We start from the raw sequence: 17,776 nt of genomic DNA, 5'->3' as shown, positions 1-17,776 counted from the left end.
TTATTTTTGAAATTACGCTGGAAGAAGTTCTTTTAAAGATAGTAAGTGATTTTAAAAAAGTATGTATAAACTGTATTTATCTCGTGTAAATATGGAAACGTTCTTATTCATGAATGGAAATACGATCTAAAAGAAAGACCTAATTTAATTGTTGTTGAGGAAGATAATTTAGTTTACGATAAACCAGAGCCAATTGAGAATTTAATTACTTGGGTGTATGAAGAAGGTTCTTTTGTTCCAACAGCTAAAATAATTGGAGAAGAGAAGTTTTCTATAGTCAATGATTATATTGGTCGCCCTGTACAGGTTTACTCAGAAATAGGCGAACTTGTTTGGGAAACAGATTATGATATTTACGGAGGGTTAAAAGATTTAAAAGGCGATAGAAGTTTTATGCCTTTTAGACAATTAGGGCAGTATGAAGATGTAGAGACAGGTTTGTATTATAATAGGTTTAGGTATTATAATCCTGATGCGGGTTTGTATCTGAGTCAGGATCCGATAGGGCTTGCGGGGAATAATCCTAATTTATACGGGTATGTATTTGATTCTAACTCAGAAATAGATTTATTTGGTCTGGCAGCAATGCCTTGGCATCATTTAATACCACAAGAAATGATGAAAAACCCTCATTTCATGAAACAACTAAATCAAATTACAGGAAATGCAAAAATATATATTCATAGACAGGGAGCATTTGTAGAAGAAGGTTTGCATAAAGCTATCCATAAAGGAGCTGGTGGTGGTTTATGGAATGACGCTTTTAATGATTGGTATTCACAAAATAGGAACTTCTCAAAAAGAGACATTCAAAATCAACTAAAAAAAATGATGAAAGATTTTAATATTCCAAAATCATCAAGGGATTTTGCTCGAAAATACAAGCGAAAAACCAAAACTAAGTTTAAATGTAAATAATATAAAGATGAAATATTTTATAATAAAAAATAAGGAAATGCCTTGGGGAGATTATGGAAATACTCTTTTTAGGGGATTCTTAAATGTAATGGATGATAATTATAATGATTTAGAAATCCCTACTATAGAAAGAACAGGACCTTATGTTCCTGATATATATACTGTAAATAGTGTAAATATTATAGTTTCTGAAAAGGTAAAAAAAATATTTAAAGAAAATGCTATTACTGGTATCATAGGTTATAAAGAAATAAAAATAAAAAAAATTGTAAACATAGATTGGGAAAAATGGGAAAAGAACAAAGACCCAGAGTTTTATCCGAAATCTGGTGAACCCGAAGATTACATTTTTAAAGGTAAAAATGATATTACCTTGTTACAAAAAATCCCACAACTATGGAGTCTAAATATAATTGAAAAATACAGCCTCTATAAAATGAGTAACAAAGTGACTGTTCCATTAAACGAATTAGAACTTCGGGATAAAATTGATGTAGATATTTTCTTTCCTGTAAATATGCTATATATTATTGTATCAGAGAATTTTAAAAATGTATTGGAATTAAATGATATTGACGATTTGCAATTTATTGAACTAAAATATAATCCCAATTAGGTAGGGCATATTCAATGAAAGGATTAATAACTTGGGATAAGAATATTTTTGATGGGGAAAAAAGACTTTTGCCTGATAGTAATACTTTATATACACAAATTTATATTAGTGAAAAGAAAGAAGGTTGGAGTGTAGTTTTTAATTTAAAAACTTCAGCTAGAGATCAAGGTTATAAGACAATTGCTGATGAAGTTAAATTTTTAGCAGACGAAGCTCCTCACGAATTACTAAAAGATGGTTTTAAATTTGATTTTATGGATGGAGCTAAAAAAGTTGGAGAATGTATATTGTTTAATAAAAAAATAATTACAATAAATAGTATTTTAGATAGAGTTGAACTATTAGAAATGGAAAAACAGGATTTTAAAATGTATATTAATTCGATTAAGGATGATTCGTTTGATTATTCTGATGAAGAGATCAAGAAATTAATAAAATATAGTTCCGATTATCCATATTTATTTTCACTAGTTTTAAAACTAAATAAAAAAATAGCTTTAGAATATTTAAATGAAACTTATTTAAAATATCCAATAAAAAGCAATGTTGTGTATCATTCTAATTTATCTTTATTTTTATTTAATATTGATAAGTATTTAGGAAGAAAAGACTTTACTAAATTTATAGAAGAATTACCTAAGAATGTAAATGAAGATGAAATAGTTAAATTAGCTATAGAAGAAATTTTACAATAAAAGTTATGTCTTATGATATAACTTTCGGTTATCTAGGTGATAATAAAGAAAAAACAGCAACTATTATTTCTGAAAAGCTAAATATAAAATTATTACCCACATCTGGAGGGAATTTTGGATATAGATTTGGAGAAATAGCTGACACTATTTCTGTTATCGATAATTATCTTGATTATGATGATTGGTGGCAAGAAGAGAATTATAAAAATTGTCCAATTCTTATAAAAGCATCTTTCACAAATGGGAAAAATAAAGACAAAGAAGAAAAAGCTAGACATATTAGAGAGGTGTTAAAAATTATATCTGATTTAATAGAAATAAAACATGAAATAATAGAAGATTAGAAATTTTTCTCGCTATCGAAAGTTTTTGGCTTATGTAGAGAAACAGGTTTATACTATAATCGTTTCAGATATTATAACCCTGAGACTGGACTGTACTTATCTCAAGACCCGATAAAATTAAAAGGTGGAAGAACTAATCTATACGCTTATGTTCAAGATAGTAATAGCTTAGTTGATGTTTATGGTTTAGTAGCGGGAGGTTCTTACTATCAAGTGAGAAGTACCAATGTGGGAGGACAAGTTCATCATATGCCCGCTAATAGTATAAACGGAATGTCACATAGTAAAGGACCTAGTATTTGGATGGAAACAGCAGATCATCAAATCACAGCAAGTCATGGATGGCAAGGTTCCGATGGAGCAGTATATAGAGCACAGCAAGAGGATTTGATTAGTAGAGGAAAATTTGGAGATGCTATATAAATGGATATTGACGATATTCAAGATAATTTTGGAAACAAATACAATAAAAGCATGACTGAAATGATAGAATATGCTGAATCTGAAGGATTAATTTCAAAAACAAAAGCAAAAAAACTAAAAATAAAATGTAAATAATATGGATAGAATAAATATAACTCCATTTATTGGAACTGAACTTTATAAATTAGGTATGACATTTGAAGAAACCAAAAAATCTTTGAATGACAATGATATTCAAATAATTGAAAATAAAAAAGGAAAAAAAATAATTGATGGAATTGTATCAATGAAATTTGTAGATGATAAATTAAGTGAATTTTCAATATTAGAAAATAGTCAAGTGTTTTTTGAAAATTTAGAAGTTTTTACAAATACTTTTCATGAAACACTTAAACAAAAATATGATTCAGTTTATAAGTATGGTTTTTTAATTTTTAATCAGATAGGAATTGCACTTTCTGGTTACGTTGATAAAGAAGAACAAAAAACTATAACAGTATATAGTAAAGGAGCTTGGAATCATATACTTTGAATTTCCTACGCTGGCTGAAGCTTGTTGCTTGTGCGCTTAAATTTTAAAACAATAAAACCCGCTAATTTAGTGGGTTTTGTATTTTAATAAAGATATAAAAGAAATGAGATTGAAAAGAAAAAACCAATTGTAGCGCAATAAAGCGGTCTCACTCCATTCGTTCTCTTAGTTCCATTCGTTGCTACCTTACGTTCGACGTGGCTACTTTTTTTATTTTTTGAAAGAAAAATAGCTTATTTTTGAAATTACGCTGGAAGAAGTTCTTTTAAAGATAGTAAGTGATTTTAAAAAAGTATAGTATAAACTGTATTTATCTCGTGTAAATATGGAAATATTCTTATTCATGAATGGAAATATCCATTAAACGAAAGACCCAAATTAATTGTGGTTGAGGAAGATAATTTAGTTTACGATAAACCAGAGCCAATTGAGAATTTAATTACTTGGGTGTATGAGGAAGGAAATTTTGTTCCGAGCGCAAAGATTATTGATGAAGAGAAGTTTTCTATAGTCAATGATTATATTGGTCGCCCTGTACAGGTTTACAGTGAGCTTGGTGAACTCGTTTGGGAGAGTGACTATGATATTTACGGAGGATTAAAAGATTTAAAAGGAGATAGAAGTTTTATTCCTTTTAGGCAGCTAGGACAATATGAAGATGTAGAGACAGGTTTACATTACAATAGACATCGATATTACTCTTCTGATATGGGGTTGTATTTGAGTCAAGACCCAATTGGGCTTTTGGGGGGTAGTGCATTTTATGCATATGTGCATGACTCAAATGCATGGACTGATATTCTTGGATTACAAGGTAATTTATACGACATAGTAAATTATGGAAATAAAAGTACAGATTTGTTTAATCACCATAATGTTATGGATGCTTGGGCTAAAAATAACATTCCTGGTTATATAAGTCGACAATCTGCTCAACCAACAATACAATTAACAAAAGAGATGCATGATGCAGCACACGCTGCAGAAAGAAAATGGATGAAAGATAATTTTGGCAAGGTTAGAGGGAATTGGGATAAAATAACTGCTCGTCAAGCGCAAGAATTGTCTGAAGTAATGTTTGATGCGGCTAAAGTTCCAAAATCAGCAAGAGAAGAATTTTATAGAAAATTTAATAAATATATTTATACAAAATGTAAATAAAATGAAGATACAAGAAATATTAGAACAAATTGAACTTGACCACAGATGTAATTTGATAAAAAAAGTATCAGATATGACAGGTGGCTTAAACCTTCCTAAAGATTTAGAATATTTTTATAACAATTACGAATCATTGGAATTGTTTCCTGATGAATCCTTTGGTATTAGGATTGTTTCTCCTAAAAATTTCATACCCACAAGCCAAAGGCTTTATCCTGAAGGTGATGTTATTTGGGAAGAGTTAGAAGATGATATTAGCAATCATTGGTATTTGATTGCAGAAGCAGAAGAACAAAGCCAATATATTAGTATAGATTTAGGCGAGTTTCATAACGGATATTGTTACGATAGTTTTTTAGATATTCATGCTACTCCAGGAGAAAGTAATATAATTGCAAAAAATTTTGCAGAACTATTAGAACGATTATATAAGTCTGAAGGAAAATCATGGTATTGGGTAGAACCAAGTTTTGTTTCATATGGAGATGCTTATGAAGAACATGATTAAAAAAAAACGATAGCCCCGCTCATTTATGTATGCGCATAGACAGCGCAGAATTGTATTGTATGCTCGCAAAGTGATTGAAGAAAATAGAATTTATAACAAAACCCGCTAATTTAGCGGGTTTTGTCGCTTTTAAATTTGTGTTATACTATAACAGGTTTAGATATTATAATCCTGAGACTGGGCTTTATTTAAGTCAGGACCCGATTGGGATAAATGGCGGAATGGCGCTTTATTCATTTGTCCATGATTCTAATGGTTATGTAGATGTTTTTGGGTTATCTAAAACCCCAACAAGAACGTTACAAAAAAAATGGTTAGACTATGTTGGTTCTAAACACACTAACACTGATATACATCACGGCTTTCCCGAGGAATTTGCTGATAGATTTAAAAATGTAGCTGATATTGATGTAAATAATCCTAAAATATTATTATAATCTGCCAAAAGAAAAACACACGAAAAAACCTAGAATTCATACCAATAGTTCAAGAACAGGGAAAAATTGGAATAAGTCATGGGGAGGAATATTGGACAAAGTAGAAAGTATGAACTTATCCAAAGGCGAATCAAAAGATTTTTTAGAAGCGAGACTAAAAGAGCTTGCACGAAAAGAATGTATTAGTAAACATAATGCACAAGCTGTAAAAGGTATAACTTGTCATTAGATTAAAAAATTGATTGTTATGTTTATAAAAGAAAACGAAACCGAAATATTAGAAAGATTAACCAAGAGAAAATCAGAGATTAAGAACTTGGAAAAACTACCAATATTAGATAAATTTTATTTATCTTTTTTATCAAAATATGAGAGTATAGAAATAACTCCCGATATTGATATTTTTGGCTACGAAATGGCTTTAAAAGAAAATCGTAATTTAGAAACTAATTTCCCCAATATTTTTAATAAATTATGGATGATTGGCAGAACAGGACAAGGGGATGAATGGTTTATAAGTAGAGAAAATGGTCGTCTTTTATTTTATGACCATAATCAGGGCGAATACTCGAATATAGAACAATTTGTAAGTTTAAATATTTCATTTCTTGAATTTTTACAAATAGCATTTTTATACCAAGAATTAGAAAATTCATTGGATGAACAAGAAGAAATAACGAAAAAAGAAAGGGTTCATTTTACGGATGTAATAAATTCTATACAATCCAATTTATACGAGCTATATCCCTTGAAATATTGGTAATATATTTGAGATTAAAATAAATAGAAAACCCGCTAAATTTAGTGGGTTTTCTATTTTAATAAAGATTATAAAAGAAATGAGATTGAAAAGAAAAAACCAATTGTAGCGCAATAAAGCGGTCTCACTCCATTCGTTCTCTTAGTTCCATTCGTTGCTACCTTACGTTCGGCGTGGCTACTTTTTTTATTTTTTGAAAGAAAAATAGCTTATTTTTGAAATTACGCTGGAAGAAGTTCTTTTAAAGATAGTAAGTGATTTTAAAAAAGTATGTATAAACTGTATTTACCTCGTGTAAATATGGAAACGTTCTTATTCATGAATGGAAATACGATCTAAAAGAAAGACCTAATTTAATTGTTGTTGAGGAAGATAATTTAGTTTACGATAAACCAGAGCCAATTGAGAATTTAATTACTTGGGTGTATGAAGAAGGTTCTTTTGTTCCAACAGCAAAAATAATTGGCGAAGAGAAGTTTTCTATCATTAACTATTATATCGGTAGTCAATTTACATTTTTTACTGACAAAGGAGCTAAGTTATTTGATAAGTATAAAGTATGTAATTAAAAAAATGGAATATAAAGACAATATCAAATTTATTGATAGAGAAACTAAAGAGCAATTAATTTTTAATTCTAAGACTTGGATTTCCGTGATACAAGGAATTATAATAAAATATGTTAAAAAAAATGAGCAAGAAGCAAAAAGACTTATAGAAGCAAAAAAAATTGCAATTCCAGAAACTTATGAAGAAGTTGTTTTTTATAGTCATGAAACTGAATTTCATTGGGCTATGCTGATTACTTATGGAGATGGGTATTGGCAAAGAGGAATCAGTTCAGATGAGCCGTCAGATTATACGGAGTGGGAATCTCAATATAGAATTGATAATTCATTAAAAGAGGAGTCTTTTGAGTTTATTGATTAACCTTTAAACGCACAAACTTCTAGCTTGTGCGTTTAAAGGTTATAGGCTTTAAGTATAATACAGAATACGGCAGAGCCTGATGAAAGTATCATTATTAATAATCATAAGCTTATTAAGAAAGAAATGGATTTTTATCTTAATTTTTTGAAATACAATAATATAAAATCATTAATAGAAGAAATAGAGTAATTTTATTCTGAGTGTTCTTTTATATCAAATAAGGAATTCAACCGAGCTTGAGTAATAGGGATAGTGAAAAGTATGAAGCTATTTTTATTAACTTGTATGAGAATAAAAGAATCAGTAAAACTCAATTAGATATCTTTTATGATAATTTGAATTTAGGAAGATGGGAATAATATAGGAAAAAGCAAAATGAAACAAGTTTTAAAAAGATTGAATTTTTTTATTGAAAATAATTTACTTCATATTTTATCAAATTATAATGAAGATGATTTTGATAGAATTTTAGACCAAAGAGACGAAGTTGCTTTTTCTGAAAGATGGATGGAAACATTTGATACTATTGAAGAAGAATTTAAAGAAAGTAAAACAGATAAGATTATCAGTGATGATATAAGAAAAAAAGTTTTTAAACTAGTATATTCAATAACAAATCATTCTGATTTAGCCTCATATATATCTGATGACTATGGATTAATAATACAATCAATAGAAATTAAACATAATGATCGGTGGCTAAACTCATTGTGGTTGGAATATAAGAATGGTAATCTACCACATAGTACTTTAGTTGAAACGGAAGGTGAACTTATAGATTTAATATAAAATTAAGGAATAGTTCATTGGTTGAAAAAAATGTATATATAAAAAAAGCTGTCCATTATAGACAGCTTTGATATTTAGTTTTTTGAAAAAGACATTAGATTTTTTCTTTCATAATCTCTTCTACAATTTCTGGATTTAATAATGTTGAAATATCACCAAAATTAGAGTAATCACCTTCAGCTATCTTACGTAGTATTCTACGCATGATTTTTCCAGAACGTGTTTTTGGTAAGCCAGATACAAACTGAATTTTGTCAAGCTTAGCAATTGGCCCAATGTGATCTGAAATGTATTGGTTGATTTCTTTACTTAAATTGGCTCTGTCTCTATATTCTCCTGTTTCTTTTAAGATTACGAAACCATAAAGAGCATTTCCTTTTATATCATGTGGGAATCCAACAATTGCAGATTCTGCAACTGCAGGGTGTTCATTAATAGCATCTTCGATTGGAGCTGTACCTAGGTTGTGCCCAGAAACAATTACAACATCATCTACTCTACCTGTAATTCGGTAGTACCCTACTTCATCTCTTAATGCACCATCTCCTGTGAAATATTTCCCTGGAAAAGCAGAGAAATAAGTGTCTTTGTAGCGTTGGTGATCTCCCCAGATAGTTCTGGCGATTCCAGGCCATGGAAATTTAATACATAAACTTCCAACTACTTGATTCCCTTCTATTTCATTTCTCTTTTCATCCATCAATACAGGTTGAATTCCGGGAAGTGGCAACGTTGCGTAAGTTGGTTTTGTAGGTGTAACAAAAGCAATTGGCGAAATCATGATTCCTCCTGTTTCTGTTTGCCACCAAGTATCTACAACTGGACATCTTTTATCTCCTACGTGGTCATTGTACCAGTGCCAAGCTTCTTCATTGATAGGTTCTCCTACTGATCCGATTACTTTAAGCGATTTTAAAGGGTATTTTTGAATGTAATCTAAGCTTTCTTTTGCTAATGAACGTATTGCTGTTGGCGCTGTGTAGAACTGAGTTACTTTGTGTTTTTCGATAATTTCCCAAAAACGGCTGAAATCTGGGTATGATGGAACTCCTTCAAAAATTACTGTTGTTCCTCCGTTTAATAATGGTCCGTATAATATGTATGAGTGACCAGTTATCCAACCAATATCAGCAGTACACCAGAAAATATCATTTTCTTCATGACTAAATACGTTTTTAAATGTATAAGCCGTGTAAACCATATAACCCGCTGTGGTGTGAACCATTCCTTTAGGTTTTCCTGTTGAACCCGATGTGTATAAGATAAATAACGGATCTTCAGCATCCATAATTTCAGCAACATTATAGTCTAATGCAACGTCCAGAAGTGGTTGTAACCATTGGTCACGCCCTTCTTTCATATTTACATCAGTTTGTGTTCTTTTGGCAACTAAAACTTTGGTAACACATGGGCATGTTTCTAAAGCCTCATCTACAATTGCTTTTAAATCAATTGTTTTATTACCTCTGTATCCTCCATCAGAAGTGATAACCATTTTACATTCGCTATCGTTTATTCTTGCTGTTACAGCCGATGCCGAAAACCCAGCAAATACTACTGAGTGGATTGCTCCAATTCGTGCACATGCTAAAACGGAAATTGCTAATTCAGGAATCATTGGTAAATAAATACAAACTCTGTCTCCCTTTTTTATTCCTTGTTCGCGTAAAACATTCGCCATTTTTGACACTCTTTCGTACAGCTCATTATAAGTTATATGTAATGAACTTTCTGAAGGATCGTTTGGTTCGAATATTATTGCTGTTTTTTCTCCTCTTTTACTTAAATGTCTGTCGATACAGTTTTTGGTAATGTTTACTTTTGCTTCAGAAAACCATTTTACCTCTGCATCTGCCATATTAAAATCGACAACTTTTTCCCATTGTTGGTACCATGTGAAATTTTCTTCTGCTATTTTTCCCCAAAATTTTCTTGGCTCACGAACAGATTTATTGTAGTGCTTAAAATATTGTTCTAAATTTTCAATTTTGTAATAACTCATTGTTTCTCAATTTTTTTATAAAAGTATTAAATCTCTTTCTATTCTTAAAACTATTTAATTTATTAATTATGATAAAAAAATGCAGTATGTGTTTAAAAAACAGCAATTTATTTGCATTTATTTAAAATTTAGTTATTCTGGGTAAAATTACTTTGCATTAAAAAAGGCATGATAAATAATATCACGCCTTTAGTCTTAACAAGATTAACAACAATTAATTTTAGTGTCTTAAAATATTGATTTAAATAAATAGGGATCAATCATTTTTTATGAGTAAGACAATAATTTTTATCTTCTTTACTTTAGGCTATCTTTTCTGTTTTTTGAAAATAGTAGCAACATTATTAATTTAATTGGATAATAAAAGACAAATTTATTTAGGTCTTTTATCAGGTATTACTCCACTTAACTATCTCCTCGTTTGTAGTTAAGTGAAAGTAATATGCCTATATCCATATTATCTTAATAAGTGCTTACTAATTCAAAATATTATATAAAAACAGAGATACAGCGCAAACTTCAACATAAGTTGAAACCCCAATTTAATTATCCAATTTTTTTCATTGCAGTCATTGATTCTCTTAACCAAGTTCCTACTTCTTCGATAGGATGTTGGCGAATGCTTTTGTTTACTGCTATAAGTACTGCATTATCTACTCCATTTGAAGTTGAGAATGGTTTTCCGATTACATTTGTATCAACTGTTTTCATGAAATCAGTCAATAATGGTTTGCAAGCATGATCAAATAAATAACAACCATATTCGGCAGTATCCGATATAATTCTATTCATTTCATGTAATTTTTTTCTTGCAACAGTATTTGCAATCAAAGGTAATTCGTGTAATGATTCGTAATATGCTGATTCTTCGATGATACCAGCTTCTGTCATTGTTTCAAAAGCCAATTCTACACCTGCTTTAACCATCGCAATCATTAATACTCCATTGTCAAAGTATTCTTGCTCTGAAATAGCTGTTTCTGTTGGAGCTGTTTTTTCGAAGTTAGTTTCTCCTGTTGCAGCTCTCCAAGTCAATAAATTAACATCATCATTTGCCCAGTCAATCATCATGTTTTTAGAGAATTCTCCAGACATAATATCGTCTTGGTGTTTTTGGAACAACGGACGCATGATATCTTTTAGTTCGTCTGCGATTTCGTAAGCTTCTATTTTTGCAGGATTAGAAAGGCGATCCATCATATTGGTAATTCCTCCATGTTTCAACGCTTCGGTAATAGTTTCCCATCCGTATTGAATTAATTTTGAAGCATATCCTGGCTCAATTCCTTTTTCGACCATTTTGTCAAAACACAAGATAGATCCAGTTTGTAACATACCGCAAAGGATAGTTTGTTCTCCCATTAAATCCGATTTTACTTCGGCAACAAATGAAGATTTTAAAACTCCTGCTTTATGACCTCCAGTTGCTACAGCGTAAGCTTTGGCTTGATCTAAACCTAAATTATTAGGGTCGTTTTCTGGGTGAACAGCAATTAATGTTGGTACACCAAATCCTCTTTTGTATTCTTCACGAACCTCAGAACCAGGACATTTAGGAGCACACATAATTACAGTAATGTCTTTACGGATTTGCATTCCTTCTTCTACAATATTGAAACCATGAGAATATGCTAATGTTGAACCATTTTTCATTAATGGCATAATTGCTGTAACTACTGCTGTATGTTGTTTGTCTGGAGTAAGATTACATACTAAATCTGCTGTTGGAATTAATTCTTCATAAGTACCTACTTTAAAACCATTTTCGGAAGCATTTTTATAAGAAGCTCTTTTTTCTGTAATTGCATCTGGACGTAAAGCATAAGAAATATCAAGTCCTGAATCTCTCATGTTTAAACCTTGATTTAAACCTTGAGCTCCACAACCTACGATAACTACTTTTTTTCCTTTTAAAGCAGCGATTCCATCAGCGAATTCTGATTGTTCCATAAATTCGCAAACGCCTAATTGTTCTAATTGTAATCTTAGTGGTAATGTGTTGAAATAATTTGCCATTTTTTTTAAAAAATATTTAATGAATGTGTAATTTAATAATTGTATAAGTTATTTGATATTGCAAACTGAAACTGATTACAGCTTTAGTTCTTCTAGTAATGTAGATACTTCCATTTTTTCTTTAGAAACCGAGATTCTTCCTGAACGTACAAATTGCATGATCCCGTATGGTTTCAGCTTAGCATGTACTTCTTCAATTTCTGAACGTCTTCCTGATTTTGAGATCACAAAAAAGTCACGAGAAACGGTTACTATGGTAGATTGGCTTTCTTTGATTATATTCTGAATTTGTTTTTCATCAAATAACAAATTTGATTGTATCTTGAATAAAGCATTTTCTAAATAAATAGTTTCTTCATCTGTGTGATAAAAAGCTTTTATTACCTCGATTTGTTTTTCTATTTGCCCTACAATATTCTTAACCCATTTTTCTGTTGTTTCTACAACAATAATGAATCTTGAAACATTGTCTATTTCTGATTCTGAAACGTTTAGGCTTAATATGTTAATGTGACGCTTTAAGAATATTCCTGATATTCTATTTAACAAACCCACATTGTTTTCTGAGTATACCGAAATGGTAAATGTTCTGTTTTCCATATTTATTTGTTTAAAGTTTTTCTTGTTTAAAATCTCAAGTTGTTCAACTTGAAACCTTAAACCTTAAACTTTTTTCTTTAGCTTAATCTGATGTCAGAAACACATGCTCCTGTTGGAATCATTGGGAATACATTATTTTCTTTTTCAACCATAACTTCTAAGAAATAGGCATCTTTTGAGGCCATCATCTCGGCTACAGCTGCATCTAAATCTTCTCGTTTTGTTACTTTTTTTGCTTTGATATAGTACCCTTCGGCAATTGCAACAAAGTTTGGATTAATCATTTCTGTTGAAGCATATCTGTTGTCAAAAAATAATTCTTGCCATTGACGTACCATTCCTAAGAATTCATTATTAAGTACCACAATTTTTACTGGTACCTTGGTCTGAAAGATGGTTCCTAATTCCTGAATAGTCATCTGAAATCCTCCGTCTCCAATAATGGCTACAACTTCGCGATCGGGTCTTCCCATTTTTGCTCCAATTGCAGCTGGTAATGCAAATCCCATTGTTCCTAAACCTCCAGAAGTAACATTACTTTTGGTTGTATTAAATTTAGCATAACGACAAGCAAACATTTGGTGCTGCCCAACATCCGAAACAATTATTGCATCTCCTTTAGAGTGTTTGTTAATCATTTCCATGGCTTCACCCATTGAAACTCCTTTGTTATTTGTTGGATTTAATTCTTCTTTTATAACCGAATCAAATTCGATTTGATATTTTTCTTTGAAGATATTGTGCCAAGCTTCGTGTTTGTTGTCTTCGATTAACGGAAGTAATGCATCCAAAGCTTCTCTTACATCTCCTAAAACTGCTACTTCTGTCTTAACATTTTTATCTATTTCGGCTGGATCAATGTCAAAATGAATCACTTTTGCTTGTTTAGCATAGGTTGCTAAATTTCCTGTAACACGATCATCAAAACGCATTCCTAATGCGATTAATACATCGCATTCATTAGTTAGTAAGTTTGGTCCATAATTACCATGCATTCCTAACATTCCCACGTTTAACGGATGGTCTGTTGGTAAAGCTGAAAGTCCTAGTATTGTCCAACCTGCTGGAATTCCAGATTTTTCAATCAATGCTTTTAGTTGTTCTTCGGCTTGACCAAGAATAATTCCTTGACCAAAAACGATAAACGGTTTTTTAGCTTTATTGATTAGTTCGGCAGCTTCTGCAACTTTATCAAGTTTTAATTTAGGAACTGGAGTGTAACTTCTTATTCCAGTGCATTTTTTATAGCTAAATTCGAATTCATCAAATTGTGCATTTTTTGTTATATCGATTAAAACTGGACCAGGGCGGCCTGATTTTGCAATATAAAATGCTTTGGCAATAATTTCAGGAATTTCTGAAGCTTCGGTAACTTGGTAATTCCATTTTGTTACAGGAGTTGAAATTCCGATGATATCTGTTTCCTGAAAAGCATCTGATCCTAATAAGTGTTTACCTACCTGTCCTGTGATACAAACCATTGGCGTAGAGTCAATTTGAGCATCAGCAATTCCTGTTACCAAATTTGTAGCTCCTGGGCCAGATGTAGCAATTGCTATTCCGACTTTTCCTGTTGCTCTTGCATATCCTTGCGCCGCATGCGTTGCTCCTTGTTCATGACGTACAAGAACGTGGTGTAATTGATCTTTAAATTTATATAATTCGTCGTAAACAGGCATGATTGCTCCTCCCGGATATCCATAAACCAAGTCTACTCCTTCTTCTAATAAGCATCTGATAACAGCTTCTGCACCTGATATTTTCATAGTATGTTGTTTTTTCAATGTCAATGTTAAAAATCAATTTCAAAATTCAATCGCAATGTCAAAAATCAATATCAATGATAACCTATAAATTGATCTTTACTGTTTTATTGCTTTTAATTTTTTGTTATTGTATTGTCATTGATATTGATTTTTGATATTGCTCTTATAAATTATTTATCGGTAACGCAACCTGTAGATGCGCTAGAAACCGATCTTGCATATTTAAGTAATACTCCTTTTGATGCTTTTAAAGCTGGCTGAATCCAGTTGGCTTTTCTTTCGTCAAATTCTACGTCAGAGATTTTCAGGTTGATTGTATTTTTAATAGCATCGATAGTAATTATATCTCCATCCTGCACTAAGGCTATACCACCACCATCATAAGCTTCTGGTGTTATGTGTCCTACCACAAATCCATGTGAACCTCCAGAGAACCTACCGTCTGTAATAAGAGCAACACTACTTCCTAATCCAGCTCCTATAATAGCCGATGTTGGTTTTAGCATTTCAGGCATCCCCGGACCACCTTTTGGCCCACAATACCTGATGACGACTACATCTCCTGGTTTTACTTTTCCGGCTTGAATACCTGGAATAACATCAAATTCACTTTCAAAAACTACCGCTGTTCCTTCAAAGTACTCCCCTTCTTTTCCACTTATTTTAGCAACTGCTCCTTCTGAAGCTAGATTTCCGTATAATATCTGGATATTTCCAGTTGGTTTTAATGCTTTTTGAATTTCAAAAATTACTTCTTGTCCATCATTTAAATCTGGTACTGAAGCTAAATTTTCGGCTACTGTTTTTCCTGTTACGGTTAAACAATCTCCGTGTATGAATCCTTCTTTTAATAAATATTTCATTACTGCTGGAACTCCTCCTACATCATGTAAGTCTTCCATCATGTATTTTCCACTTGGCTTCAAATCTGCAAGAACTGGTGTTTTATCACTGATTCTCTGAAAATCTGCCAATGTAATTTCAACATCAACTGAATGTGCCATTGCAATTAAGTGCATTACTGCATTTGTAGAGCCTCCTAAAACGGCTACAAGTGTAATGGCATTTTCAAAAGCCTTATGAGTCATAATGTCTCTTGGCTTAATATCTTTTTCTAATAATACTCTGATTGCTTTTCCTGCTTCAAGGCACTCTTGTTTTTTTTCATCACTTAATGCTGGATATGAAGAACTAAATGGTAAACTCATTCCTAGTGCTTCGATTGCGGATGACATTGTGTTGGCTGTGTACATTCCGCCACAAGCTCCAGCTCCTGGACAAGCATTTTGAACTACTCCTTTAAAATCTTCATCTGTAATCGTATTTTGGAATTTTTTCCCTAATGCTTCAAATGCTGAAACTATGTTTAGTGATTCTCCTTTCCATTTTCCTGAATGAATTGATCCTCCGTAAACCATAAGAGCTGGGCGATTTACTCTTCCCATTGCAATTAAAGCTCCTGGCATATTCTTGTCGCAACCAGGAATAGCAATTAAGCTATCGTACCATTGTGCTCCCATAACAGTTTCAATAGAATCGGCAATAACATCACGTGAAACCAATGAAAAACGCATTCCGTCAGTACCATTTGAGATTCCGTCACTTACACCAACAGTATTAAAAATCAATCCGACTAAATCAGCATTTCCTACTCCTTTTTTAACATCTTTAGCCAAATCGTTCAGATGCATGTTACAAGTGTTTCCCTCATAGCCCATGCTTACAATCCCAACTTGTGCTTTTTTTAAATCTTCTTCAGTTAAACCAATTCCGTATAACATTGCTTGTGCTGCTGGTTGTGTTTGGTCTTGAGTAATGACTTTGCTGTACTTATTTAATTCCATTATGTGTTTTTTGTATTTTCGTATTTTAATTTTTATTCAAAAAAAAACCTCCCAGTATTTGGAAGGTTTATAATATTATTTTTCAATTATATTTATACCATTCCCCTATGTATATGTGATTACCACATTGACATTAATGACAGAAATAATAATAATTGAAATTCTCATGTTTATTTTTTTAGATGTGTCAAATATATAAAAACTAATACTACTAAAAAAATAAAATCTCAACATTTCAACTCCTTCTTGTGATTAATATCATGATTTTAACAAAATACATTAAACAATCGTAGATTGTCCGATATGTACGTTATCATTATTGAAATAAAGCAAGTCATCTTTGCTTAAAATAAAATTTGAAACGAATTCACCTACTTCGTTTGTTCCAAATTTTGAATCTGATTTTAAATCAGTTGTTACTACTTGATATTCTATTGCTTTCTCTACTGCTTCGTACACTTTATTTGCTTCTTTAAAAAGTCCAAAATGTTCTAATAACATTGCAGCTGATAATATTGATGCTATAGGATTGGCAATATTTTTTCCTTTTGCTTGCGGATAGGATCCGTGAATTGGTTCAAAAAGTGCATTTTTCCCTCCTAATGATGCAGATGCTAGCAATCCGATTGAACCTGTTATTACACTTGCTTCATCTGATAGGATATCTCCAAATAAGTTTTCTGTCAAAATAACATCAAACTGTCTTGGATTAAGAATAATTTGCATTGCTGCATTATCTACAAATAGAAAGTCTAAAGCTACATCTGGGTAATTCTCACTTACCGTTTTTACAACTTTTCTCCACAACCTTGAAGTCTCCAGTACATTGGCTTTATCAACCATTGTTACTTTTTTACGACGGTTTTGTGCTGCTTTAAATGCTAAATGTGTAATTCTTGTAATTTCTTCTTCTGAATATTCACATAAATCTGACGCCTGTGTTCCTGCTTCGTTTAGTTTTTTCTCACCAAAATAAGCTCCTCCTGTTAATTCTCTGAAAATAGTAAAATCAGCACCTTCGATAATTTCTCTTTTTAAAGGTGATGCATCTAATAATGCTTTGTATGGCTTTATCGGACGAATATTTGCAAATAAACCAAGTTCTTTGCGCAGTTTTAATAATCCTTGCTCTGGTCGAACTTTTGCATTTGGATTGTTATCATATTTAGGGTCTCCGATTGCGCCAAATAATACAGCATCAGTATTCAGGCAAAGGTTTAAAGTTTGCTCTGGCAGTGGATTTCCTGTTTTGTCGATTGCAATTGCTCCCATGAGTGCATCTTCAAAAACAAATTCATGATTGTACACCTCGCCTATAGCATATAATGCTTTCTTGGCTTGTAATATTACCTCTGGTCCGATTCCGTCACCCGATAAAACTGCTATTTTCAAATTCATAATGCCTCGTTCTTTATGTATTTAAATCTTAATTTAT

19 protein-coding genes and 1 pseudogene are annotated in these 17,776 nt (G+C 31.6%); 14 read left to right on the top strand and 6 right to left on the bottom strand.

Annotation, left to right across the window (positions count from 1 at the left end):
* Positions 1-213: 213 nt before the first annotated feature.
* The 14 genes and pseudogenes from OIU80_RS20890 (at position 214) to OIU80_RS16340 (ending at position 8,113) form a co-directional block, all read left to right on the top strand.
* Positions 214-918 (top strand): RHS repeat domain-containing protein, encoded by a 705-nt coding sequence (locus OIU80_RS20890; RefSeq protein WP_319004973.1) that lies wholly within the window; start codon positions 214-216, stop codon positions 916-918.
* Between the two features lie 7 nt (positions 919-925).
* Positions 926-1,534: a hypothetical protein gene (locus OIU80_RS16400; protein ID WP_264288064.1), complete on the top strand. Its 609-nt coding sequence runs from the start codon at positions 926-928 to the stop codon at positions 1,532-1,534.
* 14 nt (positions 1,535-1,548) lie between these two features.
* On the top strand, positions 1,549-2,229 hold the full coding sequence (locus OIU80_RS16395) for a hypothetical protein (RefSeq protein ID WP_264288063.1): 681 nt from the start codon (positions 1,549-1,551) through the stop codon (positions 2,227-2,229).
* A gap of 5 nt (positions 2,230-2,234) precedes the next feature.
* The gene (locus tag OIU80_RS16390; RefSeq protein WP_264288062.1) at positions 2,235-2,573 is read left to right on the top strand and encodes a hypothetical protein; all 339 of its coding nucleotides are present in this window, start codon (positions 2,235-2,237) and stop codon (positions 2,571-2,573) included.
* 48 nt (positions 2,574-2,621) lie between these two features.
* A pseudogene (locus OIU80_RS16385) lies at positions 2,622-2,750 on the top strand (RHS repeat-associated core domain-containing protein); the annotation flags it as partial.
* A gap of 36 nt (positions 2,751-2,786) precedes the next feature.
* Positions 2,787-2,996 (top strand): hypothetical protein, encoded by a 210-nt coding sequence (locus OIU80_RS16380; protein WP_264288061.1) that lies wholly within the window; start codon positions 2,787-2,789, stop codon positions 2,994-2,996.
* Positions 2,997-3,131: a hypothetical protein gene (locus OIU80_RS16375; RefSeq protein WP_264288060.1), complete on the top strand. Its 135-nt coding sequence runs from the start codon at positions 2,997-2,999 to the stop codon at positions 3,129-3,131.
* A 1-nt stretch (position 3,132) separates the two neighbouring features.
* A complete protein-coding gene (locus OIU80_RS16370; RefSeq protein ID WP_264288059.1) occupies positions 3,133-3,528 on the top strand; it encodes a hypothetical protein in 396 nt (131 codons plus the stop codon).
* 384 nt (positions 3,529-3,912) lie between these two features.
* Positions 3,913-4,689, top strand: a complete 777-nt coding sequence (locus tag OIU80_RS16365; RefSeq protein ID WP_264288058.1) for an RHS repeat-associated core domain-containing protein — start codon at positions 3,913-3,915, stop codon at positions 4,687-4,689.
* Between the two features lies 1 nt (position 4,690).
* The gene (locus tag OIU80_RS16360; RefSeq protein ID WP_264288057.1) at positions 4,691-5,197 is read left to right on the top strand and encodes an SMI1/KNR4 family protein; all 507 of its coding nucleotides are present in this window, start codon (positions 4,691-4,693) and stop codon (positions 5,195-5,197) included.
* A gap of 137 nt (positions 5,198-5,334) precedes the next feature.
* A complete protein-coding gene (locus OIU80_RS16355; RefSeq protein WP_264288056.1) occupies positions 5,335-5,634 on the top strand; it encodes an RHS repeat-associated core domain-containing protein in 300 nt (99 codons plus the stop codon).
* Positions 5,635-5,881: 247 nt separating this feature from the next.
* Positions 5,882-6,397 carry a hypothetical protein gene (locus OIU80_RS16350; protein WP_264288055.1) on the top strand — a complete coding sequence of 172 codons (516 nt, stop codon included), beginning with the start codon at positions 5,882-5,884 and terminating at the stop codon, positions 6,395-6,397.
* Positions 6,398-6,967: 570 nt separating this feature from the next.
* A complete protein-coding gene (locus tag OIU80_RS16345; RefSeq protein ID WP_264288054.1) occupies positions 6,968-7,324 on the top strand; it encodes a hypothetical protein in 357 nt (118 codons plus the stop codon).
* Between the two features lie 375 nt (positions 7,325-7,699).
* Entirely contained in the window at positions 7,700-8,113 is a 414-nt protein-coding gene (locus OIU80_RS16340) for a hypothetical protein (RefSeq protein WP_264288053.1), read from the top strand.
* A 94-nt stretch (positions 8,114-8,207) separates the two neighbouring features.
* On the opposite strand, the gene acs is transcribed toward OIU80_RS16340, so the two are convergent.
* The 6 genes from acs to leuB all read right to left on the bottom strand — a co-directional run bounded on the left by acs (position 8,208) and on the right by leuB (position 17,739).
* A complete protein-coding gene (gene acs / locus OIU80_RS16335; RefSeq protein WP_264288052.1) occupies positions 8,208-10,115 on the bottom strand; it encodes an acetate--CoA ligase in 1,908 nt (635 codons plus the stop codon).
* A 546-nt stretch (positions 10,116-10,661) separates the two neighbouring features.
* Entirely contained in the window at positions 10,662-12,131 is a 1,470-nt protein-coding gene (ilvC, locus tag OIU80_RS16330; RefSeq protein ID WP_264288051.1) for a ketol-acid reductoisomerase, read from the bottom strand.
* A 75-nt stretch (positions 12,132-12,206) separates the two neighbouring features.
* Positions 12,207-12,731: an acetolactate synthase small subunit gene (ilvN, locus tag OIU80_RS16325; RefSeq protein ID WP_264288050.1), complete on the bottom strand. Its 525-nt coding sequence runs from the start codon at positions 12,729-12,731 to the stop codon at positions 12,207-12,209.
* A gap of 77 nt (positions 12,732-12,808) precedes the next feature.
* On the bottom strand, positions 12,809-14,497 hold the full coding sequence (gene ilvB, locus OIU80_RS16320; RefSeq protein ID WP_264288049.1) for a biosynthetic-type acetolactate synthase large subunit: 1,689 nt from the start codon (positions 14,495-14,497) through the stop codon (positions 12,809-12,811).
* A 170-nt stretch (positions 14,498-14,667) separates the two neighbouring features.
* A complete protein-coding gene (gene ilvD / locus OIU80_RS16315; protein ID WP_264288048.1) occupies positions 14,668-16,341 on the bottom strand; it encodes a dihydroxy-acid dehydratase in 1,674 nt (557 codons plus the stop codon).
* A gap of 279 nt (positions 16,342-16,620) precedes the next feature.
* Positions 16,621-17,739 carry a 3-isopropylmalate dehydrogenase gene (gene leuB, locus OIU80_RS16310; RefSeq protein WP_264288047.1) on the bottom strand — a complete coding sequence of 373 codons (1,119 nt, stop codon included), beginning with the start codon at positions 17,737-17,739 and terminating at the stop codon, positions 16,621-16,623.
* Between the last annotated feature and the right edge of the window lie 37 nt (positions 17,740-17,776).

It is taken from the genome of Flavobacterium frigoritolerans (genome assembly GCF_025847275.1).
Lineage (GTDB): Bacteria > Bacteroidota > Bacteroidia > Flavobacteriales > Flavobacteriaceae > Flavobacterium > Flavobacterium frigoritolerans.
Note: the sequence above shows the minus strand (reverse complement) of the source record. Positions and strands in the feature narration are given on the sequence as shown.